At 72.6% G+C, this 24,949-nt stretch carries 21 protein-coding genes; 18 read left to right on the forward strand and 3 right to left on the reverse strand.

All coding sequences use genetic code 11. The features are described from left to right. The first annotated feature begins 234 nt into the window (after nt 1-234). From ACYVOM_RS14035 to ACYVOM_RS14045, 3 genes are all read left to right on the forward strand, one after another. Complete coding sequence (locus ACYVOM_RS14035) at nt 235-1,458, forward strand: oxygenase MpaB family protein (RefSeq protein WP_460303768.1); 1,224 nt, start codon at nt 235-237, stop codon at nt 1,456-1,458. Nucleotides 1,459-1,688: 230 nt separating this feature from the next. Further along, the gene (locus tag ACYVOM_RS14040) at nt 1,689-2,615 is read left to right on the forward strand and encodes a DMT family transporter (protein WP_460304364.1); all 927 of its coding nucleotides are present in this window, start codon (nt 1,689-1,691) and stop codon (nt 2,613-2,615) included. Between the two features lie 219 nt (nt 2,616-2,834). Next, on the forward strand, nt 2,835-4,184 hold the full coding sequence (locus tag ACYVOM_RS14045) for an MBL fold metallo-hydrolase (RefSeq protein WP_460303769.1): 1,350 nt from the start codon (nt 2,835-2,837) through the stop codon (nt 4,182-4,184). Between the two features lie 275 nt (nt 4,185-4,459). Here the strand turns inward: ACYVOM_RS14045 and ACYVOM_RS14050 are convergent, their stop codons facing one another. After that, the gene (locus ACYVOM_RS14050) at nt 4,460-6,136 is read right to left on the reverse strand and encodes an alanine racemase (protein ID WP_460303770.1); all 1,677 of its coding nucleotides are present in this window, start codon (nt 6,134-6,136) and stop codon (nt 4,460-4,462) included. A gap of 284 nt (nt 6,137-6,420) precedes the next feature. Between ACYVOM_RS14050 and ACYVOM_RS14055 the strand changes: the two genes are divergently transcribed. The 12 genes from ACYVOM_RS14055 (at nt 6,421) to ACYVOM_RS14110 (ending at nt 19,631) form a co-directional block, all read left to right on the forward strand. After that, nucleotides 6,421-8,007 (forward strand): ABC transporter substrate-binding protein, encoded by a 1,587-nt coding sequence (locus ACYVOM_RS14055; protein WP_460303771.1) that lies wholly within the window; start codon nt 6,421-6,423, stop codon nt 8,005-8,007. 27 nt (nt 8,008-8,034) lie between these two features. Next, on the forward strand, nt 8,035-8,994 hold the full coding sequence (locus ACYVOM_RS14060) for an ABC transporter permease (RefSeq protein ID WP_460303772.1): 960 nt from the start codon (nt 8,035-8,037) through the stop codon (nt 8,992-8,994). Continuing rightward, on the forward strand, nt 8,991-10,925 hold the full coding sequence (locus ACYVOM_RS14065) for a dipeptide/oligopeptide/nickel ABC transporter permease/ATP-binding protein (protein WP_460303773.1): 1,935 nt from the start codon (nt 8,991-8,993) through the stop codon (nt 10,923-10,925). Before ACYVOM_RS14060 ends, ACYVOM_RS14065 begins: the two co-directional genes overlap by 4 nt. Then, the gene (locus tag ACYVOM_RS14070) at nt 10,922-11,971 is read left to right on the forward strand and encodes an ABC transporter ATP-binding protein (protein ID WP_460303774.1); all 1,050 of its coding nucleotides are present in this window, start codon (nt 10,922-10,924) and stop codon (nt 11,969-11,971) included. The genes ACYVOM_RS14065 and ACYVOM_RS14070 overlap by 4 nt, the downstream gene beginning before the upstream one ends. Then, nucleotides 11,968-12,912, forward strand: a complete 945-nt coding sequence (locus ACYVOM_RS14075) for a dihydrodipicolinate synthase family protein (protein ID WP_460303775.1) — start codon at nt 11,968-11,970, stop codon at nt 12,910-12,912. The genes ACYVOM_RS14070 and ACYVOM_RS14075 overlap by 4 nt, the downstream gene beginning before the upstream one ends. Further along, nucleotides 12,909-13,820 carry an ROK family protein gene (locus ACYVOM_RS14080; protein WP_460303776.1) on the forward strand — a complete coding sequence of 304 codons (912 nt, stop codon included), beginning with the start codon at nt 12,909-12,911 and terminating at the stop codon, nt 13,818-13,820. The genes ACYVOM_RS14075 and ACYVOM_RS14080 overlap by 4 nt, the downstream gene beginning before the upstream one ends. Then, nucleotides 13,817-14,527, forward strand: coding sequence for an N-acetylmannosamine-6-phosphate 2-epimerase (locus ACYVOM_RS14085; protein ID WP_460303777.1), 711 nt, complete (start codon nt 13,817-13,819; stop codon nt 14,525-14,527). Before ACYVOM_RS14080 ends, ACYVOM_RS14085 begins: the two co-directional genes overlap by 4 nt. Nucleotides 14,528-14,635: 108 nt before the next feature. Continuing rightward, complete coding sequence (locus ACYVOM_RS14090) at nt 14,636-15,355, forward strand: FadR/GntR family transcriptional regulator (protein WP_460303778.1); 720 nt, start codon at nt 14,636-14,638, stop codon at nt 15,353-15,355. Next, nucleotides 15,352-16,332 carry an alpha/beta hydrolase gene (locus ACYVOM_RS14095; RefSeq protein ID WP_460303779.1) on the forward strand — a complete coding sequence of 327 codons (981 nt, stop codon included), beginning with the start codon at nt 15,352-15,354 and terminating at the stop codon, nt 16,330-16,332. The genes ACYVOM_RS14090 and ACYVOM_RS14095 overlap by 4 nt, the downstream gene beginning before the upstream one ends. A 151-nt stretch (nt 16,333-16,483) precedes the next feature. Then, nucleotides 16,484-17,953, forward strand: coding sequence for a purine-cytosine permease family protein (locus ACYVOM_RS14100; RefSeq protein ID WP_460303780.1), 1,470 nt, complete (start codon nt 16,484-16,486; stop codon nt 17,951-17,953). Nucleotides 17,954-18,006: 53 nt separating this feature from the next. After that, nucleotides 18,007-19,122: an LLM class flavin-dependent oxidoreductase gene (locus tag ACYVOM_RS14105; protein ID WP_460303781.1), complete on the forward strand. Its 1,116-nt coding sequence runs from the start codon at nt 18,007-18,009 to the stop codon at nt 19,120-19,122. Further along, nucleotides 19,119-19,631, forward strand: a complete 513-nt coding sequence (locus ACYVOM_RS14110) for a flavin reductase family protein (protein WP_460303782.1) — start codon at nt 19,119-19,121, stop codon at nt 19,629-19,631. Before ACYVOM_RS14105 ends, ACYVOM_RS14110 begins: the two co-directional genes overlap by 4 nt. A gap of 112 nt (nt 19,632-19,743) precedes the next feature. Here ACYVOM_RS14110 and ACYVOM_RS14115 read toward each other — a convergent pair whose 3' ends face one another. After that, nucleotides 19,744-20,319 (reverse strand): TetR/AcrR family transcriptional regulator, encoded by a 576-nt coding sequence (locus ACYVOM_RS14115; protein WP_460303783.1) that lies wholly within the window; start codon nt 20,317-20,319, stop codon nt 19,744-19,746. 88 nt (nt 20,320-20,407) lie between these two features. On the opposite strand from ACYVOM_RS14115, the gene ACYVOM_RS14120 reads away from it, so the two are divergent. Then, complete coding sequence (locus tag ACYVOM_RS14120; RefSeq protein WP_460303784.1) at nt 20,408-21,301, forward strand: oxidoreductase; 894 nt, start codon at nt 20,408-20,410, stop codon at nt 21,299-21,301. Between the two features lie 36 nt (nt 21,302-21,337). On the opposite strand, the gene ACYVOM_RS14125 is transcribed toward ACYVOM_RS14120, so the two are convergent. Continuing rightward, nucleotides 21,338-22,318, reverse strand: a complete 981-nt coding sequence (locus ACYVOM_RS14125) for a LysR substrate-binding domain-containing protein (RefSeq protein ID WP_460303785.1) — start codon at nt 22,316-22,318, stop codon at nt 21,338-21,340. Between the two features lie 115 nt (nt 22,319-22,433). On the opposite strand from ACYVOM_RS14125, the gene ACYVOM_RS14130 reads away from it, so the two are divergent. Next, nucleotides 22,434-23,252 (forward strand): cyclase family protein, encoded by an 819-nt coding sequence (locus ACYVOM_RS14130; RefSeq protein ID WP_460303786.1) that lies wholly within the window; start codon nt 22,434-22,436, stop codon nt 23,250-23,252. A gap of 47 nt (nt 23,253-23,299) precedes the next feature. After that, nucleotides 23,300-24,940: a thiamine pyrophosphate-binding protein gene (locus tag ACYVOM_RS14135; protein ID WP_460303787.1), complete on the forward strand. Its 1,641-nt coding sequence runs from the start codon at nt 23,300-23,302 to the stop codon at nt 24,938-24,940. Nucleotides 24,941-24,949 lie beyond the last annotated feature (9 nt).

A 24,949-nucleotide genomic window follows, 5' to 3' on the forward strand; every position in this document is an offset into this window, starting at 1 on the left:
CGTCGCGCCGATGCTCAGTGCGAGCGCGCATGACTTGTCACGGAAGGCGAAGGGAAGCCGGTCGGAGCCGGTGTCGGCGCCGCGGATTCCCGTGCAAGCTGATGAGACAGAAATTGGGGCTTGTCTCGCCATTGCTCCGTGTGCTCTCATGAACTCGCTAGCTGGTACGGAGATGCGCGATGCGTATCAGCGTACCGGCCACCCCCTGGCAGGTCGAGTAGAGATGAGGGCAAGGTGGAGCGCAGTAGGCGTGAGGTGCTGGTGGCGGGCGGCGCACTGGGCGCGGTCGGTGCGCTGGCGTCGGCGGTGCCGGCCTGGTCGTGGTCTCCGGCGGGCTCGGTGGCCGGCGCCGGTGCGGGGCTGGACCCGAAGTACGTGTGGGACCCCGAGGCCGACGCGGTGGTCGCCGGGATCATCGAGCGCGGTGAGACGGCGCAGGTCAACAAGCTCCTGAAGACCTGGAAGAAGAACGGCCAGGCGATCCCGGCGGGCCTGCCGGCGGACCTGAGGGCGTTCATGGAGAAGGCCCGCCAGCTCCCCGCCTGGACCGACCAGGCGAAGCTGAAGAAGGCCGTCGACTTCAACGAGAAGCGTGGCCTGTACCTGGGGGTGACCTACGGGTTCGCCTCGGGCATGATGTCGACGATGATCCCGCGTGAGGCGCGGGCGGTGTACTACTCCAAGGGCGGCGCGGACATGCGCGACCGCATCACCAAGACCGCCAAGCTCGGCTACGACGTCGGCTCGAAGAACGCGTTCGCGCCCGACGGCGAGATGATCGTGACCTGCGTGAAGACGCGCCTCGCGCACGCCGGAGTCCGGCACCTGCTGCCGAAGTCGCCGCACTGGACCAACGTCGCCGACGAGGAGATCCCCATCTCGCAGGCCGACATCATGGTCACCTGGCACAGCCTGCCGACCACGGTCATGCAGAACCTCAAGGCGTGGAAGGTGCCGATCCCGGACGACGAGTCCGAGGCGTTCCTGCACTCCTGGCAGGTCACCGCGCACCTGCTCGGCGTCCTCGACGAGTACATCCCCAACTCGTGGGCCGAGGCCGACGCGCAGGCGGCCCAGGTCCTCACCCCGATCCTCGCCGCCACCCCCGAGGGCATCAAGCTCGCGGACATCCTGCTCAACCTCGCCTCGTTCATCGACGGCGCGGTGCTGAGCAAGCCCGTCCTGGCCGGACTCACCCGGTTCATCCTCGGGGACGAGATCGCCGCGGACCTCAAGATTCAGAAGACCCCCTTCTGGGACGAGGTCTTCGAGACCGCGTGGGATCCGTTCATCGCGGTCCGCGAGGGCCTCCTCTCGCTGGAGAAGGCGCCCGGCATCCTCCAGCAGTCGTACTGGGCCTTCGACGAGATCCTCCGCCTCGGCATCCTCGTCCTGCTCTCCGGTGCCGACCTGCCGATCAGCATCGAGATCCCCAACATGAACAACCCCAACTACTGACGCGTCCAGACCACCGGGCAGGACCCGCCGTCGGCGGCCTTCCGGCCCGCACTCCCTCCTGACGGGCCAGGACCGGTCGCGGCAGTGGCGCGGAGCCGGTCCTGCCCGGTACCCCCGTCGCGCCGCACGACGGGGAAGGGGCGGCCGTGCCTTTTGCCGCGGGGCACGGCCGCCCGACACACCACCTTCAGGGGTGCGCTGTCACCGCTTGAGATTGAGGAGCCTTGGCCGTGGAACTGGGCTGGGCCGTCGTCGCCTTCACCGGCACGAGCGTCTACTTCACCTCCTTCATGCTCTTCCAGACTGCCGCCCGCCGGATGCCGCCGCTGCGCGGCAGCCGCCCGGTGCACGCCACGCTGGCGATGCTGAGCGACCCGATCTGGTTCGGCGGCGGCCTTCTGCTGTTCGTCGGGCTCGCCTGCCAGATCGCCGCCTTCACCGCGCTGCCCGCCGGAATCGCCCAGCCGATCCTGGGGCTCAGTCTCCTGATCCTGCTGGCCTACACCACGCTCGTCCTGCGCGAACGACTCAGCCGCCGCGAGTGGGCCGTCGTCCTCCTGGCCGTCGTCGCGGTGACCGCGCTGGGCCTGTCCGGCAGCTCCGACGTTGAGGATCTGAGCACCGACCACGCCTGGAGCGTGCCCCATCTCGTCCTCGCCGGCGTGCCGCCCGTCTTCGTCGCGGGCCTCGTCTGGCTGTTCGGCGACCAGCGCACCGGCGGCCGGCACGCCCAGCCGCTCTCGGGCGTCGCCTACGGCGTCAGCGCCGGGATGTGCGCGGGCTCGGCCGAGGCGGGCGCCCGGGGCGTCTCCGCCCTGTGGTCCGACACGTCCTCGGTGGCCGCCGTCGTCTCCTCCCCCTACCCGTTGCTGATCCTCGGCATGGCGGGCCTCACCCTCATCCAGCTCCAGATAGCCCTCCAACGCTGCCGCATGATCACCGTGGCAGTGCTCATCGCGCTCAGCGGCCGCGTCACCATGACGCTCACCAGCACCCTCCTCTACGACGAGCCCTGGCCGTCCGACCCCACCCACCTCGTCCTGCGCTACGGCGCCTACACCCTCGCCGTCGCCCTCGTCCTCGCCTTCCCCTCCCACGAACCCACTCCCACCCCGTCCGCGGCCTGGCGCCGCCGAACCGCGCCGACCTCCCGATGACCCGTCCCTCCGGGGCCGGGTGGAGGTCGGCGCGGTGCGTGGGCTCTCACCTGGGTTGATCTCGCCATCCGGTGTTCGGTCGTGATATTCCTGTATTTCCGACCGAATGTGCATGCTATCTGTGCGGAGGGACGACATGATCTTGCATTTCGATATCGAGCGGGTCTGTGCCGTGTGGCTCAGCGGGGAGCCCTGTTGCGGGCGGGCGGGGTGGTCGGCGTGATCGAGATCGTTCCGCTGGAGACGCCGACGCTGGGGGACCGGAGCTACCTGGTGCACGACGGCTCGGTGGCCGCCGTGATCGACCCGCAGCGCGACATCGACCGGATGCTGGGGCTCGCCGCCGAACTCGGCGTCGGCATCACGCATGTCTTCGAGACGCATCTGCACAACGACTACGTGACCGGCGGGCTCGCGCTCGCCGCCGCGACCGGCGCGGACTACCACGTCAACGCGGCCGACACCGTGGCGTTCGACCGCGTCGCCGTCAAGGACGGGCTGGAGATCCCCGTCGGGGACATGACCGTGCGCGCGCTTGCGACGCCCGGCCATACGCACACGCATCTGTCCTATTTCCTGCACGCCGAAGGCGCGGACCCGGTCGTGTTCACCGGGGGATCGCTGCTGTACGGCTCCACGGGGCGTCCCGACCTGCTCGGGCCGGAGCACACCGGCGCCCTCGCGCGGGCCCAGTACGCCTCCGCCCGCAGGTTGGCCGACGAGCTGCCGGACGGCACAGCGATCTACCCGACGCATGGGTTCGGCAGCTTCTGCTCGGCCACCCAGAGCCAGGCGACGTCCTCGACGATCGGTGCGGAGAAGCGGACGAACCCCGTGCTCACCGACACCGAGGAGCGCTACGTCGACGCCCTCCTCGCGGGACTCGACGCCTACCCCGCCTACTACGCCCACATGGCGCCCGCCAACGCCGCGGGCCCGAAGGCCCCCGACCTGTCCGCGCCGCGCCGCGCCGACGCCCGCGAGATCCGCCGCCGTGTCGCGGACGGCGAGTGGATCGTCGACCTCCGCACTCGCAGGGCCTTCGCCGCGGGCCATGTCGGAGGCACCGTCAACATCGGTCTCGACGGCCAGCTCGCCACCTACCTCGGCTGGCTCATCCCCTGGGGCACGCCCCTGACACTGCTGGCCGAGACGCCCGCCGACCTGGCCGAGGCGCAGCGCGAACTCGTCAGGATCGGCATCGACCGCCCCGCCGCCGCGAGCGTCGGCGCCCCCGCCGACTGGTCGGACGCCCCCCTGCGCGCCTATGGCACCGCCACGTTCGCGGACCTGGCCGCCGTCCTCCGCCACCGCGCCGTCCACGTCCTCGACGTCCGGCGCGACCTGGAATGGGCCGCGTCCCACCTCCCGAACGCCCTCCACATTCCGCTCGCCGAGCTGCCCGGCCGTCTCGCCGAGCTCCCCGAAGGCGAGGTCTGGGTCCACTGCGCGGCGGGCTACCGGGCCGCCATAGCGGCCTCCCTGCTCGACATCGCGGACCACCCGGTCGTGGCGATCGACGACGACTACGGGAACGCCGCGACCGCGGGCCTCCGCCCCACGTCTTGACGACGGCAGATCCGGCCGGTGGGGCCGGCTGCCTGGTGCCGCCGTGGGTGAAGAGGCCGGGGGTGTCGGGGAGGCGGTAGCCGACGGACCACAGCGCCTTGGTGCCGGGCACGCGGGCCATGTCGTGGCCGTCGTCCACCTCCCACCGGCGAAGCGCCATTCCACCGGCTTCCGGTTCGCGCCGTAGAAGCCCGTGACGGCGGCCTTCCCCTTGCCCAGCACCTTGACCTGCGGAATGAAGACCTGGGACTTGATCTTCCGTCGGCGGCTCCGCGTCACAGGATGGTGCGGCCCAGGGCGGAGAGGAGGAGGGCGCAGGCGAAGGGGGTGGTGGCGGGGCTGAGGCCGGTGAACTCCAGGCCGAGGAGGCCGGGGCGGGCGGCGACGGCCTCGGTGGCCTGGTGGGCTTCGCGTTCGGAGAGGCCGGAGCCGGGGTTGTAGGAGTCCTCCTCGCAGAGCAGGAGGTGGCCGCGGGTGCCCGCGGTCGCCGCGTCCAGGGCGCGGCGCATGACGTCGCGGATGCCGCGGGCGTCGATGTCGACGATCGTGGCGACGGACAGGGGAGTGGCGCGGACCAGGTCGGACGCCGCGCGCAGGCCCACCACCGCGATGTTCTCCGGGGCCAGGCGAGGGCGCAGCTCCAGAAGTTCGGCGAGGATCCCGGCGTCAGCGGTGAGCCAGACCAGGCCGAGCGCGTCGGCGTCGGTGTCGGCGGCCAGCCGGGCCGACGGGCGCTCGGTGAGGCGGGCGGGCGTCCCGTCGGCGGACAGGGCGAGGTCCAGCGCGGCGATCTGCGCGGCGGCCCCGGCCGCCTCGACCGCGGGCGCGAGGCGCGGGTCGGCGTCCAGGGCGATCGAGCGGGGGCGCGGCGGCGGCTGGTCGAACATGGGTGCCTTCTTCACGTATTCGCTGGTCATCGCCGCGAGCAGCGCCCCGTAGCCGAGGTGGAACCGGAGCCTGTCGCCGACGGAAGGAGGCGGCGCCATCTCCGTCACGTCGACGATCAGGTGGTCGCTGGAGGCGCCCAGCACCTCCACCCCCGCCTCGACCGGGTGCAGGACGGCGACGTCCACGTCCTCGCGTCCGACATTGAGGATGCCGCGCAGCCTGTCGCCCCGGTCGGTGAAGATGGGACGCCCGCCGAACGCGTCGACGCCGACCTCCCCGACGGGCACCGACGGCTTCACCTTCACTTCCAGGAGGTCGGCCTCCAGCGTGAACGCCGACCGGTCGAGCTCCTCCCACGGCTCGTCGAAGAAGGTGTCCCGGCCGCCCTGCAGGATCGTCTCGCCGAGCCGCAGGTTCGTGATGCCCGGCGGCATCCGGCCCTCCAGCAGGAACGGCAGACTGCTGGAGTTCCCGCCCGTCACGTGCGGCAGTTCGAGCCCGAACTCCTCGCGCACCCGCCGCGCGTACCCGGCGAGCCTGCCCATGTTCTCCTCCGAGGGCAGCACCGCGCCGAAGCACGTGAGGTTCGTGCCGAGCCCGACCAGCCGCACCCCGGGCCAGGCCACGATCCGGGCGACGGCGGGCATCAGCTCCGACGGCCACACCCCTTCGCGCAGGTCGCCGAGATCGACCATGAGGATCACCTCGTGGACGCGCGAGCGCCGCTCCGCCGCGCGGGAGAGCGCCTGGATCGTCTCCAGTTCGGAGTTCAGGCTCAGGTCGGCCAGCCGGACCGTCTCGTCCGCGAGGTCGGGCGGCGGGCTGCGCAGCAGCAGCACCGGGTCGCTGATCCCGGCGGCCCGCAGCCGCCGGATGTTCTCCGGCCGCGACTCCCCGATGCCGATGACCCCGCCCCGCAGCATGGCCCGCGCCACCTGCGGCATCCCGCAGGCCCCCTTCGTCACCCCGAAGACGCTGACCCCGTAACGCGCGCACGCCCTGGTGACGGCCCGGGCGTTCCGCTCGATCACGCCGAGGTCGATGGTCACGCGCGGCGCAGCCATGAGCCCCCCGATCTCACTTACGGTAACCGTAACATCGCAGGATTCCGGGCAGGGGTGCAGGCGTTCTGTTGCGCCAAGGAAGATTCGACAAGGGACATCCTACGTCCTATGTAGCTTGTGGGATGTCCTCGCGTCAAGGAAGCCCCTAAAGGTTGACGTTTTCGCCGAAATCCCTCTAGCGTGTGGCCACCGCCCCGACATAGGACGTGGGATGTCTGGTGTGACCAGGGATCATGCGGCAACAACCCCCCAGGGAGTCTGAGATGAGAGATACCTTTGCGGACGTGTCGAGAGCCGGCGTCGACCGCAGGAGCTTCCTGCGCATCGCCGGTGCGCTCGGAGCCGGAGCCGCGATCGCGGCGGGGCTGAGCGCGTGCGGGTCCGACGGCGGCTCCGGCGGAGGCGCGGGCGGCGCCAAGGAGATCGAGGCGACCCTCGCCTTCACGCTCTCGGGCGGCTTCGACCCGATGAACGCCTCCAGCGCCGTCGCCACCGCCGTCAACCAGCACATCTTCGAGGCGCTCATCGACCTCGACCCGGTCTCCCGCGAGCCCTACCTCGCGCTCGCCGCGGCCCAGCCGGAGGCCTCCGCCGACGGCCTGACCTGGACGGTCGCGCTGCGCGAAGGCGCGGTGTTCTCCGACGGCTCGCCCGTCACGACCGAGGACGTCACGTGGTCGTTCACCCGGGTCCTCGACCCCGCCAACAAGGCACTCATGGCCGGGTTCGTCAGCTTCATCGACGAGGTGAAGGCCAAGGACGCCAAGACCGTCGAGTTCAAGCTGAAGACGCCGTTCAGCCTCTTCGCCCAGCGCATCGCCGTCATCAAGATCGTCCCGAAGGCCAAGACGGGTGACGCGGCGGCGGCCAAGGCCTTCGACACCGCCCCCATCGGCTCGGGCCCGTTCAAGCTGACCAGCGCCGACGCGACCTCCGGCGTCGTCATGGCGGCCAACCCCGCCTACAAGGGCGGCCGCCCCGCCAAGGCCGACAAGATCACCCTGCACACCTCGCCCGACAACACCGCGCGGCTCAACGACCTGCGCAGCGGCCAGTCCCAGGCCATCGAGGCGGTGCCCTACCTCGACGCGGGCACCCTCGGCGCGGAGTTCGAGGTCGCCGAGAAGCAGGCGTTCAACCAGCTGTTCCTCATGTTCAACTGCGCGGCGAAGCCCTTCGACGACAAGCGCGTCCGCCAGGCCCTGCACTACGCGATCGACGCCGACAAGGTGATCGCGACCGCGCTCCAGGGCTACGGCACGGCCGCCACCTCCTACCTGGACGAGAACAACCCCGGCTACCAGAAGGCCGCGACGACCTACGCGCACGACCCGGAGAAGGCCAAGGCGCTCCTCGCCGAGGCCGGGGTGACGAACCTGTCCTTCGAACTGGTCACCACCGACGCCGCCTTCGTCAAGGACAGCGCGCCCGTCATCATCGACGCCTGGAAGCAGATCGGCGTCACCGCCACGCTCAACACCAACCCGTCCGCGGCCGTCTACGGCACCCTCGTGCCGTCCGACGACTTCCGGGTGCTCGCCGCCTCTGGCGACCCCGCGGTCTTCGGACCCGACGTCGACCTCCTGCTCCGCTGGTTCTACTACGGCGAGACCTGGCCGGTGGCCCGCCAGCGGTGGACCGACGCGGGCGCCAAGAAGTGCTCGGCGCTCCTCGACGAGGCGGCCAAGTCCGAGGGCCAGAAGCAGAAGGACACCTGGAAGCAGGCGCTCGACCTGATCGCCGACGAGGTGCCCCTCTACCCCGTCTTCCACACCAAGGTCATCACCGCCTCCGACCCCGACGGCCTGACGGGCTTCCAGGGCGCGTCCACGACCGGTCTGTACTTCCTCGACGTCGCTCGCAAGGGCTGACCCCACCCCTTTGATTGGAGCCCGTCGATGGCCGCCGTCCTCGGCATGATCCTTCGCCGGCTGCTGACGCTGATACCGCTGATGCTCGGCATCATCCTGTTCGTCTTCCTCGTGATGGCGCTGTCGCCGAACAGCACGGCGGTGTCGGTGCTCGGCAGCCAGGCCTCCGCCGACCAGATCGCCGCGTTCAACGCGGCCAACGGCCTCGACCAGCCGCTGTGGTCGCGGTACCTGTCCTACATCGGCGGGCTCTTCCACGGCGACCTCGGGACCACGTTCTCGCTGAACGCCTCGATCGGCTCGATCATCGGCGACGCGCTGCCGGTGACCGTCCAGCTGACCGTGCTCGGTGTCGCCGGGGCGCTGGTCGTCGCGCTGGCGCTCGGCATGGTCGGCGCCCTGTACCGGGACCGCTGGCCTGACCAGGTCACGCGGCTCGTCTCGATGGCCGGGATCGCCGTCCCGACGTTCTGGCTGGCGATCCTGCTCATCCAGCGGCTGTCGAAGATCGGCGGCGGCCCGTTCCCCAGCGGCCGGTACGTCCCCTTCGCCGACTCGCCCTCCGACTGGTTCCTGAGCCTCGCGCTGCCCGCGGTCGCCCTCGCCGTCCCGGTGGGGTGCGCGCTGGCGCGGGTGGTGCGGACCGCGATGGTCGAGGAACTCGACCGCGACTACGTCCGCACCGCGATCGGCGCCGGGCTGCCCCCCGTCGTCGTCATCGGCCGCAACGTCCTGCGCAACGCGCTGGTCACCCCGCTCACCGTGCTGGGCGTGCAGATCGGCTACCTGATCGGCGGCACGGTCATCGTCGAGGCGATCTTCTCGCTGCCCGGCATGGGCACCCAGATCATGAGCGCCGTCCAGCAGAACGACGTGGGCCTGGCCCGCGGGCTGGTCATCACCATCGCGCTCGGCTTCGTGGTCGTGAACCTCGTCGTGGACATCCTCTACCTCATCGCCAACCCCCGACTGCGAGGAGCACTGTGATCCTCCGCGCGCTCAGGCGCCTGCCCACCGCCTCGAAGGTCGGCCTCGGCTTCGTCGCCCTCATCGTGGCGGTCGGGATCTTCGCCCCTCTGCTGCTCACCCACGACCCGACGGCCCCCGGCCAGGCCCCGACCCTCACCGGGCCGAACGAGGACTTCTGGTTCGGCGTCGACCGGCTCGGCCGCGACGTGTACTCCCGGCTGGTCGCCGGCACCCGCCGCTCCCTCATCGTCGGGTTCGGCGCGACCGCGCTGGCCCTGGCCGCGGGCGCGGTGCTCGGCGCGATCGCCGGCAGCAGCCGCAAGGCGGTCGACGAGATCGTCATGCGGGTGCTGGACGTCGTCATGGCGTTCCCGACGATCGTGCTGGCCGCGACCCTCGTCGTCGCGTTCGGCAAGGACGACCTGCTCGTGCTCATCGCGGCCATCGCGTTCGTGTTCACCCCGCAGGTCGCCCGGGTGGTGCGAGCCAACGTCGTCGCGCAGTGCCGCGAGGACTACGTGGCGGCCGAACGCGTCATCGGCGCCCGGATGCCCTACATCCTGCTGCGGCACGTCGTGCGCAACGCGGCCGCCCCGGTGCTGGTCTTCGCGACGGTGATGGTCGCCAACGCGATCGTGTTCGAGGCGTCCCTGTCGTTCATCGGCGGCGGCCTGGAGCCCGAGGCGGGACCATCGTCCTGGGGCAGCGTCATCGCCTACGGGCAGTACCTGCTGAGCAGCCACGGCTGGTGGGCGACGTTCTTCCCCGGCCTGCTCATCCTGCTCACGGTCCTGGCGCTCAACCTGCTGTCCGAAGGCATCCTCGACGTCTGGGCGGCCCCCGCCGCCCGCGCCGCGACCGCGGCCCCCGGCGACGTCGACCGGCTGGAGGCCGCCGCACCCGGCAGGGGCGAGGTCACCGAGCTGCCCGGCCTCGCCGACGCCGCCGCCCGCCTCGCCGGAAGGGCCAGGCCGCTCCCGGAAGGGGAGGCCGTGCTGACCGTGCGGGACCTGCGGGTCGGGTTCGCCGACCGGCACTCCGGCGTCGACATCGTCGACGGCGTCTCCTTCGCCGTCCGCCCCGGGGAGGTCCTCGGGCTCGTCGGCGAGTCGGGCTGCGGCAAGTCGCTCACCGCGCTCACCCTCATGGGCCTGCAGCCCGCGGGGGCGCGGATCGGCGGCCGGGTCGAGTTCGACGGCAGGGACCTGGTGACGCTCCCGGCCCGCGCCCGCCGCGCCTACCTCGGCCGCCGGATCGCGATGGTCTACCAGGACGCCCTGTCCGCCCTGAACCCGTCGATGACCGTCGGCGCGCAGCTCGGGCAGCTGGTGCGGCGCGGCGGCACCCGCACCGCGCCCGAGCTGATGGAGCTGGTCGGGCTCGACGCGGCGCGCACCCTCGCCGCCTACCCGCACGAGCTGTCCGGCGGGCAGCGCCAGCGGGTCGTCATCGCGATGGCCCTGTCGCGCGACCCGGAACTCGTCATCGCCGACGAGCCGACGACCGCGCTGGACGTCACCGTCCAGGCCCAGGTGATCGCGCTGCTGCTGCGGCTGCGCGCCGAACTCGGCTTCGCGCTGATCCTCGTCTCCCACGACATCGCCCTCGTCAGCGACGTGTGCGACCGCGTCGCCGTCATGTACGGCGGGCGGATCGTCGAGCAGGGCGTCATGGCCGACGTGCTGGCCGCGCCCGCCCACCACTACTCGCGCGGGTTGCTCGGCTCGGTCCTGTCGCTGGAGTCGGGCGCCGAGCGGCTCACCCAGATCATGGGCACCGTCCCGGCGCCCGCCGACTTCCCCTCGGGCTGCCGTTTCGCCGACCGCTGCCCCGTCGCCACCGAGATCTGCCGGACCACCCGGCCCGACCTCGAAGGTGACGCCGACCGCCACCTCGTGGCCTGCCATCACCCCGCCGCGCGGGCCGACCGAGAGCTGGTGGCCAAGTGAAGCAGCAGATACCCGCGCAGTCAGTACCCGCGCGGTCCGGCCCGCCCGTGGTCGAGCTGGAAGACGTCGACGTCGTCTACCGCACGCGCGGCGGCAGTCCGTTCACCAGGGAGCGGGTGCAGGCCCTGACCGGGGTCGGCCTGTCCGTCGCCGCGGGCGAGACCGTCGGCATCGTCGGCGAGTCGGGCTGCGGCAAGTCGACCCTCGCCAAGGTGCTCGTCGGCCTGGAGAAGCCGCACGCCGGGACGATCCGGCACCGCGGGCAGGACCTGTGGGGGATGGGCGCGGGCGAGCGCCGCCGCCGCATCGGCCGCCACGTCGGCCTGGTCTTCCAGGACCCGAGCACCTCGATGAACCGGCGGATGCCGGTGCACCGGATCCTGCGCGACCCGCTGGACGTGCACCGCCGGGGCACCCCCGCCGAACGCGACGCCCGGGTGGCCGAGCTGCTGTCCCTGGTCGGCCTGCCGTCCTCGGCCGCGGCAGTGCTGCCGAGCCAGCTGTCCGGCGGGCAGCGCCAGCGCGTCGCCATCGCCCGCGCCCTCGCGCTCGGCCCGGACGTGCTCATCGCCGACGAGCCGACCTCCGCCCTCGACGTGTCGGTGCGCGCGCAGATCCTCAACCTGCTGCTCGACCTCAAGCGCGAGCTCGGCCTGGCGATGATCTACATCTCGCACGACATCCAGACCGTCCGGCGGGTCTCCGACCGGATCCTCACCATGTACCTCGGCCGGGTCGTCGAGGAGACGCCCGCCGCCTCCGTCGAGGACACCCGGCACCCCTACAGCCGGGCGCTGCTGTCGGCGACCCCGTCGCTGCTGCACTCGATCACGCCGATCCCGCTGACCGGGCCCGTCCCGTCGGCGGTCCGACCGCCGAGCGGCTGCCCGTTCCGGACCCGCTGCTGGCGGGCCGACGACCGGTGCGCCGAGGCGATGCCGGAGATCACGGCCGACTCTTCCGCGGCGGCGCACCGCTACCGCTGCTTCCATCCCGTCCAGGGCGAGGCCGACCTGGCCGGCGCCCGCGCTCAGGAGCTCACATGACCACCACGACCGCGACCCGCCTCACCGGGGTCATCCCGCCGGTCTGCACCCCGCTCACGCCCGAGCTGGAGATCGACGTCCCCTCGCTGGAGCGGCTCGTCGACTTCCTCCTCGACGGCGGCGTGGACGGCCTGTTCGCGCTCGGCTCGACCAGCGAGGTCGCCTACCTGCCCGACGGGCACCGGCGCCGGGCGCTGGAGACCGTCGTCGCCCGGGTCGCGGGCCGCGTCCCGGTGCTGGCGGGCGTCATCGACACCGCGACGCTGCGGGTGGCCGAGCACGTCGACGAGGCGGTCAAGGCGGGCTGCGACGGCGTCGTCGTCACCGCGCCGTTCTACGCCCGCACCCACCCCGTCGAGATCGAGCGGCACTTCCGGATCCTCGCCGAGCGCTCCGCGGTGCCCGCCTACGCCTACGACCTGCCCGTCTCGGTGCACTCCAAGCTGGACCCGGAGATGCTGCTGCGGCTGGCCGCCGACGGGGTCCTGGCCGGGGTGAAGGACTCCAGCGGCGACGAGGGCGGGATGCGCCGGCTGCTGCTCGCCCGCGAGGCGGCGGGCGAGGCGGTCGCGGGCTTCAGCGTGCTGACCGGCGCCGAGCTCACCGTCGACTCCGCGCTCGCGATGGGCGCCGACGGCGTCGTCCCGGGCCTCGGCAACGTCGACCCGCACGGGTACGCCGCGCTCTACCGGCTCTGCCGCGAGGGCGACTGGGCGGCGGCGCGAGCCGAGCAGGAGCGCCTGGTGCGGCTGTTCGACATCGTGGACGTCGGGGCGCCGTCCCGAATGGGGCGCGGCTCGTCGGCGCTGGGCTCGTTCAAGGCCGCGCTGCACCTGCGCGGGGTCATCGACCACCCCGTCACCGCGCCGCCGCAGATCCCGCTGGACGCCGCCGAGACCGCGCGGGTCGCGGAACTGCTGGCCGCGGCGGGGCTCCGGTGAGCGTCCTGAGGCTGGGGATCGACGTCGGCGGCACCAAGACCGCCGTCGGCGCGGTCGACGGGAGCGGGCGGGTCGTCGCGCGGGCCGAGCGGCCCACGCCGAGGTCCGGCGGATCCGACGTGCTGGACGCGGCGGCCCTGCTCGCCGCAAAGGTCGCCGGCGGGGAGCCGGTGAGCGCCGTGGGCGTCGGGGTGCCCGGGGTGGTCGCCGGGGGAGCCGTCGTGTCCGCGACGGACACGCTGCCCGGCTGGGCGGGCACCGACGTGCGCGCCGGGCTCGCCGACCGGCTGGGCGTCCCCGTCGCCGTCGACAACGACGTGCGTGTGATGGCGCTCGGCGAGGCGGTCCTGGGCGCGGCCCGCGACGCCGATGCCGCGCTGTTCGTCTCCGTCGGGACGGGCGTCGGCGGCGCGTTCACCCGCGGCGGCAGGCCGCGCCGCGGCCCGCACGGCACCGCGGGGGAGATCGCCCATCTGCTCGTCCCCGCCGAAGGCGCCCTGGCCTGCGGCTGCGGCCGCCGCGACCACCTGGAGGCCGTCGCCTCCGGGCCCGCGATCGCCGCCTCCTACCGGAGGCGGACCGGCGGCGGCCCCGTCGCGCTGACGGAGGTGGCCGACCTGCTGCGCGCGGGGGACCCCGACGCGCTGGAGGCGGTCGCCTCCGCCGCCCGGCTGCTCGGCCGGGCGCTCGCCGGGCTGCTCGCCGCGGTCGACGCCGACCTGGTCGTCGTCGGCGGAGGCGTCGCCCGCATCGGCGCGCCCTTCCTCGGGCCGCTGGCCGAAGCGCTGCGCGCCGAGGCCCTGCCGCCGCTGCGCGGCGTCCCCGTCGTCGCGGCCGCGCTGGGCACGGACGCGCCGCTCGTCGGCGCGGCCCTGCTGGCCGCCGACGCCGGGGCGGTGGCCCGGTGAACCGCGCCGACTTCCTCGACGCCGTCCGGGGGCGGCTCATCGTGTCCTGCCAGGCGGGCCACGGGCACCCGTTCCGCGACACCCCGTCGCTCGTGCGCATGGCGCGGGCCGCCGTCCTGGGCGGCGCGGCGGCGATCCGCTGCGGCGGCGTCGGCGGGGTCGCCGACGTGGCCGCGATCCGCGCCGCCGTCGACCTGCCGGTCATCGGGCTGACCAAAGACCCCGGCGCCGACGTCTTCATCACGCCCACCGTCGAGGCCGCGCTGGCCGTCGTCGCCGCGGGGGCCGACGTCGTCGCGGTGGACGGCACGGTCCGCCCGCGCCCGGACGGCCGCGCGCTGCGCGACACCGTGCGGGCCGTGCACGACGCGGGAGCGCTGGTCATGGCCGACGCCGCGACCTTCGAGGACGGGCTGTACGCGGCCGAGGCGGGCGCCGACCTCGTCGGGACGACGCTCGCGGGCTACACCGGCGGCGGCGCGGTCCCCGAGGAACCGGATCTCGACCTCGTCGGACGGCTCAGGGCCGCGCTCCCGTCGGTCCCGATCATCGCCGAGGGCCGCTACCGCACGCCGCAGGAGGCGGGCGCGGCGCTGCGCGCGGGAGCGGCGGCGGTCGTCGTCGGGACGGCGATCACCGACCCGGCGCAGCTCACCCGGGAGTTCGTCCGGGGGGTGGCCGAAGGCCGCCGGGGGAGCGCGCGATGACCGTGGCAAAGGCCCGGATCGACGGATCCGCCCGGCCGCCGCCGGGCACTAAAGTTCAGATGAAGGACGTCCAACCTCACCGGATCAAGGGAAGACCTCGGGGACATCGTGGAGATCGTTTCGCACTACCGGCCGGCCAAGCGCTCACGTGACGCGCAGCGGGCGATCCAGGAGCAGATCAAAGAGTGGATCCTGGCCAACAACCTCGCGACCGGCGACCCCATGCCCACCGAGGCCGAACTGGTCGACCACCTCGGCATCAGCCGGAACTCCGTCCGCGAGGCACTGAAGGCGCTTCAGGCCCTGGGGATCGTGGAGATCCGGCACGGCTTCGGCACCTATGTCGGGGACTGCTCGCTCGATCCGTTCGCCGACGCGCTGGTCTTCCGCGGCCGCAAGTCGCTGCGCGGCGACCGCCAGGAGATCCACGAGATCATCGCACTGCGCCAGGCGCTGGAGGCCGGGCTCATGGGCCAGCTCGTCGCCGTCGTCACCGACGCGCACCTCGCCGCGCTGGAGGAGCGCCTGCACGAGTTGGAGCGGCACGCCGGGCAGGGCGAGGCAGGGGACGTGGCCGACCGGGCGTTCCACGACCAGCTCTACGCGCCGCTCGGCAACCAGCTCATGAGCCAGCTGCTGCGCGTGTTCTGGGACGTCTACCACGATCTGAGCCACGAGCTCGCCCCCGCCGACCGCGACCCGGCGGGCATCATCGCCGCGCACCGCGAGATCTACGAGGCGGTCGCGGCCCGCGACGCCGCCCGCGCGAGCGCGGCGATCTTCGAGCACTTCCAGGGGATACGCGAAAGGCTGGCCGAGACCTCGTGACGAAGGAAGGCTTCGACCCGGACATCGCGGCGTGGCTGGAGGCCCGCGCCGCCGATGCCACCGCCGCCGACCAGAGCATCGACGGGGTGCGCGCGCACTCGCGGGCCGTCAACGTCCTGGCCAGGGCGCTCCTGGCGGCTCCTGCGGTCCCGGCCGTCGAGTCGCCGGTCGTGCTGGAGACCGTGGCGGGCCCGCTGCCGGCCGTCCTGCTGCGCCCCGACGCGTCCGGCCCCGTTCCCACGGTCGTCTACCTGCACGGGGGCGGCTGGATCGCCGGGGGCACCGACACGCACGCCCAGCACGTGCGGCGGCTGTGCGTCGAGGCGTCGGCGGTGGTCGTGTCGGTCGACTACCGGCTGGCCCCCGAGCACCCCTTCCCCGCCGCGTACGACGACTCCCTCGCCGCGACCCGCTGGGCCGTCGAGCACGCCGCGGAGCTCGGTGGGGACCCGGCCCGCGTCGTCGTCGCCGGCGACAGTGCGGGCGGCCAACTGGCCGCCTCGGTGGCCCTGGCCTGCCGGGACGCGGGGATCGCGCTCGCCGCGCAGCTGCTCATCGTCCCGGCCACCGACCTGGCGGGCGGGTACGCCGACCCGGAGACGGACGCGCTGTACCCGTCAAGGGCGCTCGAAGGGTACGGCCTGACGACCCCGGCGATGGCCGACTTCACCCGGACCTACGGCGTCGACCCGGCCGCTGTGGACTTCAGGTCCTCGCCGCTGCGCGCCGCCGACCTCGCCGGCGTCGCACCCGCCGTCGTCCACACCGCGGGCTTCGACCCGCTGCGCGACGAGGGCGCCGCCTACGCCCGCCGCCTCGCCGACGCGGGCGTGCCGGTCACCGCCCGTTGCTGGCCCACGCTGAACCACGGGTACTTCAGCCTCGGCGGCGTCTCCGGAGCGGCCGAGACCGCCGCCCGCGCCGCGGCCCTCGACCTGATCTCCCTCCTGACCGGGGAGAACGCCGCGGGGAGCTGACCGGCGGGGCTCGGGCGCGCGGGCCGCCCTCGCTATGCCCGGTACAGCATAGCGAGGGCACTATAGGCATTATTCGGGGCAACTCCGCAGTGCCACGATGCACGGAACGCAGGCGCTTTCCGCACCGCGACCTTCCGTGAGGAGTCCCCCCATGACCCACACCCGCTCCGCGAAGCCGACGCCACCGGGCGGCGACGGCCTGCGGGCCGTCATCGAAGACCACGCACTCAAGCCCGTGCCCGACGACCAGCGGGTGGGAGGGTGGAGCCTCGTCTTCAACACCGCGGGCGTCGGCACCACCCTCGTCATCCTGGCCATCGGCGGCGGCGTCACCTATGTCGCGGGCACCCGCTGGGGCCTCGCGATGGGCCTGGTCGCCGCGGTCTTCGGCTCGCTGCTGGGCTGGGCGATCGGCCGCGTCTGCCAGGTCGCCGGCACCTCCTCGACCGTGACCAGCCGGTTCTACGGGCTCGGCGCCCGCGGCTCGTTCCTCGCCTCGCTGATCTTCGCCTTCATGGTCCTCGGCTTCCTGGCCCTGGAGAACGCGCTCCTGTACTACGGCACGCTGTTCATGTTCGGCTGGGCCCCGACGACGCTGAACGCGATCGTCATCTACGGCCTGCTCACGATCGCGTGGATCCTGCTGACGACCTTCGGCATGAAGCTCGTGCAGCGGACCTCGGCGATCCTCACCGTCGTGTCCGTCGTGCTCGTGGTCGTCGTGACCGGCATGGCGCTGGCCAAGTCCGACCTCTCGCTCTCCGACATCTGGCTCTACACGCCGGAGAACCTCGGGACCGGCGACGTCCTCAGCGGGCTCGCCGCCATCGCGGGCATCGCGGGCGCGCTCGCCCTGACCGGCGCGGACTTCGGCCGCTTCGCCCGTTCCTCCCGTGACGTCGGGATCATGGCGATCGGCGGGTCGATCGTCGTCAACTTCTTCATCGTGGCGGTCGGGACGATCATCTTCCAGGCCGGCAACTCGGTCGTGGCGACGTTCCTGGAGGACCCCGAGAACGCCGGCACCGCGGCCACCATCGCGGGCGCCACCACCGCCGAGAAGATCGCCTTCATGACCCAGACCGACGCGGGCGCCTACTTCATCGTCATCGCCGGGGCGATCGGCTTCGTCGTCATGTACGCCGCGCAGGCCAAGGCCCAGGTCATCAACACCTACTCCGGCTCGCTCGCGCTCTCGAACTTCTTCGACGCAGCCACCGGCCGCGCCATCGGACGCTTCTGGTGGGTCGTGGTCGGCAACGTCATCGGCCTGTTGGCCGTCTGGGGCGACATCCTCGGCTTCATCAACGGCTGGCTGGGCGCGCTCGGCATCCTCACCACCTCGCTGTGCACGCTGGTGATCACCGACTTCTTCGTCGTCCGCAAGCAGGTCGCCGCCCACCCGGCGCAGGTCGAGAACTTCAACTGGGCGGGCATCATCGCGCTGCTCGCCTCCTCCGGCATCGCCTACGGCCTGGTGGAGGCCGGGGTCACCGGCCTCGGTTTCGCCGTCGCGCTGGTGCTGACCGCCCTCGGCTACCCCCTGCTGCGCCGCGTGCTGCCGGAGGGCTCCTTCGGCGGCTTCTCCTCCACCGCGGCCGCGCTCCACGAGGACGAGTAGCGCAAAGCACCGCATATACACACATAATTGGACACTCATTGAAAGGGAGCACGATGACGCGACCGCTCTTCCAGGACACCGGATTCAAGCTCGGCCTCTTCGCCGCCAACTGCTCCAGCGGCATGGCGATCACCAAGGTGCCGAACCGCTGGTCGGGCAGCTGGAGCGACAACCTCCGCATGGCGCAGGTCGCCGACCGGGTGGGCATCGACTTCCTCCTGCCCATCGCACGGTTCATCGGCTACAAGGGCGCGACGAACTTCCACGAGTCGGTCCTGGAGCCGATCCCGTGGGCCGCCGGGCTGCTGTCGGCCACCGAGCGGATCTCGGTGATCTCCACCGTGCACTCCGCCTTCAACCACCCGCTGGTCACCGCCAAGCAGATGGTGACGCTCGACCACATCAGCGGCGGGCGCGCCGGACTGAACATCGTGGCCGGGTGGAACAAGCCGGAGTACGACGCGATGGGCTCCGACCTGCCTACCGGGCACGACGACCGGTACGAGCAGGCCCAGGAGTGGTACGACATCGTCAAGAAGACGTGGACCACCGAGGGCTCCTGGGACCACGAGGGTCGCTTCTACCACCTCAAGGGCGCCGAGGGCATGCCCAAGCCCGTCGACGGCCTGCTCCCGATCATCAACGCGGGCTCCTCGCCGCAGGGCCGCGGCTTCGCCGCCCGGAACGCGGACTTCGGCTTCACCATCGTCGACGGCCCCGAGGACGCGGCGCAGATCTCCACCGAGATGCGCAAGCTCGCCCGCGAGGAGTACGACCGCGACCTCGGCGTCATCACGATCAGCCACGTCGTCGTCCGGGAGACCGAGAAGGAGGCCCGCGAGTTCTACGCGTGGTACGGCGACGAGAACGCCGACTGGGACGCGGTCGACAACCTCATGTACCTCATGGGCGCGCACTCCCAGTCGTTCACCCCCGAGATGCTGCAGATCTACCGCAAGCGGTTCGCGGGCGGCCACGGCTCGGTCCCGCTCGTCGGCACACCGGACCAGGTCGCGGGCATGATCAAGGCGCTCGCCGACTCCGGCCTCGCGGGCATCACCATGGCGTTCTTCAACTACGCCGACGAGCTGCCGTACTTCGCCGAGACCGTGCTGCCGCGGCTTGCGGAGATGGGGGTCCGCAAGCCCGTCGCGGAGACCGGCGCGTGAGCGGGGCCGGACGGGAGGCGGCCCCGGCCGTCCTCCCGCGGCTGTTCCGCGACGTCGCCGGGCACTTCGCGACGGGCGTGTGCGTGGTGACGGCCGAGGACCCCGTCACCGGGCCGCACGGCATGACCCTGAACTCCCTGACGACGGTGTCCGCCGACCCGGCGACGCTGCTGATCTGCCTCAACCGGGAGAGCACCACCCACGAGGTGGTCGCCCGGGCGGGCCGCTTCGGCGTGAACGTCCTCGCGGCCGGTCAGCAGGACCTCGCGGCGCTCTTCGCGACCCGAGACGACGACAAGTTCGCCGGGATCCCCTGGGCCCGCTCGGCGTCCGGAATCCCCCTGCTGACCGGCGGCGTCGCCCACCTCGAATGCGTCGTCACCCACCGGCACGACGTGCACACCCACACCGTGGTGATCGGCGAGGTCGTCACCGCCGCCGCCGCGGGCGGCTCGCCTCTGCTCTTCCACCGCGGCCGCATGTCCGGGCTCCCCCCGGTGGCCGAGTAGCGAGCCCACCGGCCGCGCAGAACCCCGTGAAGGCGGGAGGCGGTCCACTCCGCCTCCCGCCTTCGCCGTCAGGCCCGCGCCGCGCCCGCCCGTTATGCCGCGGTCGGGACCCCTACGGCACACCGGCCTCCGCCGTGCGCAGGCCGGTGAGCATGATCTGCAGCCAGCGCTCGCGTTCCGCCCGGGGAAGGTCCCCGCCGGGGGCGGTCCGCAGCAGCAGGACGACGTCTCCCGCGCTGACGCCGCCGTGCAGCGCCCCGTCCCGATGGGCGGCCTCCACGAGGTCCGTCATCAGCGCGGTCGCGCGGCTGCGGGCGACGCGCAGCCGCGCTTCGGAGCCGTCGAGGGCCTCGCGGAGCATCCGTGCCGTGCTCAGATCGAGGACGACGGTCCGCAGCAGTGATTCGAGCAGGTCGACGGCGCTCTCGTGCCGTGCGGCGAGCCTGCGCTCGAACGACTCCACGAGACCGATGATCTCCTCCGCGAGGTCGGACAGGATCGCCTCGATCAGCTCGTCCTTCGTGGCGAAATGCCGGTACAGCGTGCCGACGGCCAGACCGGCCTCCGCCGCGATCTCGTCCATGCCGACGCCGCGTCCCTTGGCCAGGATCATCGACCGCGCCGCGGCGACGATCCGGCCGCGGTTCCTGCGCCGGTCGGCGCGTCCGTCGTGCTCCCGGTCCGGCAAGGGGTCCTCCTGAGCGGGGATTGACCAACATGAACGATGCGTTCATCATACAACATGAACGTGTCGTTCACTTTATGGAGGAGGGGCCATGGGCCAACGATGGGACGCCGGTGACATCCCGCCGCAGACGGGCCGGGTGGCCGTCGTGACCGGGGCGACCTCGGGGCTGGGGTTCGAGACGGCCAGGCAGCTCGCGGCGCACGGTGCGACGGTCGTGGTGACCGGCCGCGACGCGGCCCGCGCCGGGGATGCGGTCGAACGGCTCAGCCGGGACGCGCCCGCCGGCCGGCTCGTGCCGGTCGTGCTCGAACTCGGCTCGCTGGAGTCCGTCCGCGAGGCCGGCGCGCGGCTCAAGGAGCTGTTCCCCCGGATCGACCTGCTCATCAACAACGCAGGCGTCACCGGTCTGGCGGAACCCACGCGGGACGGCTTCGAGCCGCAGATGGGCGTCAACCACCTCGGGCACTTCGCTCTCACCGGCCACTTGCTCCCGCACCTCGCGCCGGTGCCGGGTTCGCGGATCGTCGCGATCAGCAGCGTCGGGCACCGGATGGCGACCCTGACGGAAGGCAACTTCCAGGAGGCGAAGCGGGCGTACGAACGCTCCAAGCTCGCCAACCTGGTCTTCGCGCGGGAACTCGACCGGCGGCTCCGTCTCGCCGAGGCCCGGACCCGAGCGGTCGCCGCCCACCCCGGAGGCGCCGTGACGGGCATCTTCCGCTACTCCTCGGCCGCGTTCCGGTCCCTCAGCCTGGCCATCGCCAAGGCGCTCGGCGGGACCCCGGAGATGGGCGCCCTTCCCACCCTGCGCGCGGCGACCGATGTGTCGGTCGACGGCGGCGACTACCTCGGACCCTCAGGGCTGCTCGGCATGCGCGGACACCCCGACCGGGCCTCATCGAGCAGGGCGTCGCGGGATCCCGGACTCGGAACCCTGCTCTGGACCCGGTCCGAACTGCTCACCGGGGTCTCCTACCTGTAGCAGCCGCTCGGCCCGTCTCCCGTCGCCGGAGGCGGGTCAGTGGGTCTCGCGGCGGGGGCGGCGCGGGCGGGAGGCGACCGCGATCTCCTTCTCCAGGGAGCGGGCCGCGGTGACGAGTTCGCGGATGAAGCGCTGGACGCTCGTGGGCTGCTCGGGGCCGGCCAGCGTGGTGATGCCGATGGACCTCGGCACCGTGTCCAGCTCGGTGTCGAGGACCATCAGGCCCGGGGTGTTGCTGCCGATGAGGACGGGGAGCGGGGCGATCGCGTCGGTGGCGCGCAGGATCGCCTGGACGGTCAGGATCGTGGAGCACTCCGTGATGTCCGTGGGCAGCGGCAGGTCCTGGAGCCGGAACAGGTCGTCGATCTCCGAGCGCAGCAGGCTCGGCGCGTTCGGCAGGATCCACGGGTAGGCGAGCAGGTCCTCCAGGTCGCGCTCCTGCGCGTCGGCGGCGGGGTGGCCCTGGCGGACGACGAGGCGGACGGGCTCGTCGTACAGGCGCAGCCGCCGCAGGGGTTCCGCGGTCGTGTCGGTGCGGGGCTGGAGCCTGCCGACGAGGAGGTCGACGTCGCTGCGGCGCAGCAGGGCCGTCAGCTCGTCCGAGCCCGCCTCGATCACGGTGACCGAGACGTTCGGATGCTCCCGCTTGAGCTCGACCAGGGCGTTGGGGATGAGCGCGTACGCCCCGGCGAGGTTCGTGCCGACCCTGACGGGCTCCAGCCCGACCCGCTGGAGCTCGCTGATCCGCACCCCCGCGGCCCTGATGTTGCCGAGCACGCGGTGCGCGTGCGCGATGAGGATCTCCCCGGCCGGGGTGGGCCGGACGCCCCGCGGCCCGCGCGTGAACAGCTCGACGCCGACCGCGGCCTCGGCCTCGCGCAGGCTCCGGGTGACCACCGGCTGGGTGACGTGCAGGACCTGGGCCGTGCGCAGCAGCGTGCCCTCGCGGGCGATGGTGGTGACCAGGGTGAGATGGCGCAGCTTGAGCCGCCCGTCGAGCAGCCTTTCCGGATCCATCGGAACCTCCCCTGCCGCGGCACTGAATACCCTGGCGTCTGGCTATGTTCCGCAGAGCATATCCAGAAGCGGATAGGCATTATGCACCGAGTTCGATCACGGCCACGATGAAGCCATGACCAGCCCGAACACCGCCGCCGCCGGGGCCCTTTCCGCGCCCGGTGCCGTCGCCGCCCTCGGCGCGGCGCTGCTGGACGGCTCCGTCGAGGTCGTCGACCTCACGGCCCCGCTGAGCGCCGACACCCCGGTGCTCCAGTTGCCGCCGGAGATGGCGCCGATCCCGTCGTTCGCCCTGGAGAACCTGGCCCGGTACGACGCCGCGGGCGGGGACATCTCCTACCAGAACGGCCTGCACACGGGTGAGCACGTCGGGACCCACTTCGACGCGCCCTGCCACTGGATCACCGGGGTCGCGCACGGCGACGCCGCCTCGGTCCCGGTCGACCGGATGGTCGCGCCCGCGGTCATCGTCGACGTGGTCGCGCGGGTCGCCGCCGACCCGGACTTCGTCCTCGAAGTCGACGACCTGCGCGCCTGGCAGGACGAGCACGGCGCGTTCCCGCGCGGCTGGCTGCTCGTCCGCAGCGGCTGGTCGAGCCGCGGCGACGACCGGGAGGCGTTCCTCAACCAGAGCGAGACCGGCCCGCACACGCCGGGCATGTCCGCTGCCTGCGCGCGCTGGATCGCCGAGGAGACCCCGCTGCTCGGCGTGGGCGTGGAGACCGTCGGGATCGACGCGGGCCAGGCGTTCGCCTTCGACCCGCCCTTCCCGGCCCACCACCACCTGCTGGGCGCCGCCAAATACGGCCTCACCCAACTGCGCAATCTCGACCGGCTGCCCGCCACCGGCGCGGTGCTGATCAGCGCGCCCCTGAAGATCGTGAACGGCTCCGGCAGCCCCGTCCGCGCCCTCGCGCTCGTCGCCCGCGCCTGACGCCGCCCACCCACCTGCCCGCCCCCCCAAGTGAGGAACCCTTCGCAATGCTCGTTCACGAGGCCATCGGCCGACACCTGGTTGAGCTCGGTGTGCGCACCGTCTTCGGAGTCGTCGGCAGCGGCAACTACCACTTCACCCAGGCCATGGTGGAGCGCGGCGCCCGGTTCGTCGCGGCCCGGCACGAGGGCGGCGCGGCGACCATGGCGGACGCCTACGCGCGCATGTCCGACGAGGTGGCCGTCCTGTCCCTGCACCAGGGCTGCGGCTACACCAACGCGATGACCGGCATCACCGAGGCCGCCAAGAGCCGGACGCCGCTGCTCGTGCTGACCGCCGAGGCGACCGCGCCCACGTCGAACTTCTTCATCGACCAGGCCGCCATGGCCGTCGCCGCCGGGGCCCTCACCCTGCGGGTGCGCACCCCGCAGAGCGCCCTCGAGGACATCGCCCGCGCCTTCTCGATGTGCCGCGACCAGCGCCGCACCGTCGTGGTGAACGTGCCCATCGACGTGCAGGACATGGCACTCGACGACTACCGGACCCGCGCCTTCCGGCCGCTCGCCGCGCCCGCCCCCGCGCCGCAGGCCCTCGCCGACTTCGTCCTCGCCCTCCAGCAGGCGCGGCGGCCCGTCTTCGTCGTCGGGCGCGGCGGTCGCGGCGACGGCGCCCGCGCCGCGATCGGGGCGCTCGCCGACCAGGTCGGCGCGCTCGTCGCGACGTCCGCGGTCTCGCGCGGCATGTTCAACGGCCACCCGTGGGGCATCGACGTCTCCGGCGGCTTCTCCTCGCCGCTGACCGCCGAACTCGTCGCCGGCGCCGACCTCGTCGTCGGGTTCGGCTGCGCGCTCAACATGTGGACGATGCGGCACGGCAGGCTCATCGCCGACGACGCGACGGTCGTCCAGGTCGACACCGACCCGGCGGCGCTCGGCAGGGTCCGCGAGATCGACCTCGGCGTCTGGGGCGGCGTCACCGAGACCGCCGACGCGGCGCTCCGGGCGTTGCGCGACCTCGAAGACTCCGCGCGGCCCGGCTACCGCTCGCCGGAGCTGCGGCGGCGGATCGAGGAAGGGCTGCGCTGGACCCAGGTGCCCTATACCGACGTCTCGACCGGCGACCGCATCGACCCGCGCACCCTGAGCGCGCTGCTCAACGACCTGCTGCCCGCCGAGCGCGTCGTCTCGGTCGACTCCGGCAACTTCCTCGGCTACGCCTCGATGTTCCTCGACGTGCCCGACGAGTACGGGTTCTGCTTCACCCAGGCGTTCCAGTCCGTCGGCCTCGGCCTCGCGACGGGCATCGGCGCGGCCCTCGCCCAGCCCGGCCGGCTCCCGGTCGCCGCGTGCGGCGACGGCGGATTCCTCATGGGCATCTCCGAGCTGGAGACCGCGGTGCGGCTGGAACTGCCGCTGGTCGTCCTGGTCTACAACGACGCCCAGTACGGCGCGGAGGTCCACCACTTCGGCGCGGACGCCCCCGGCCTGGACAACGTGCGCTTCCCCGACTCCGACCTCGCCGCGATCGCGCGCGGCCACGGGTGCGCGGCGCTGACGGTCAGGTCGCCGGAGGACCTCGGACCGGTCAAGGACTGGCTGTCGTCCGGGCCGACGCGTCCGCTGGTCATCGACGCGAAGGTCGTCTCCGACGAGGGGTCCTGGTGGCTCCAGGAAGCGTTCGGGCACTAGGAAACCGGG

Source organism: Actinocorallia aurea, from assembly GCF_054783995.1.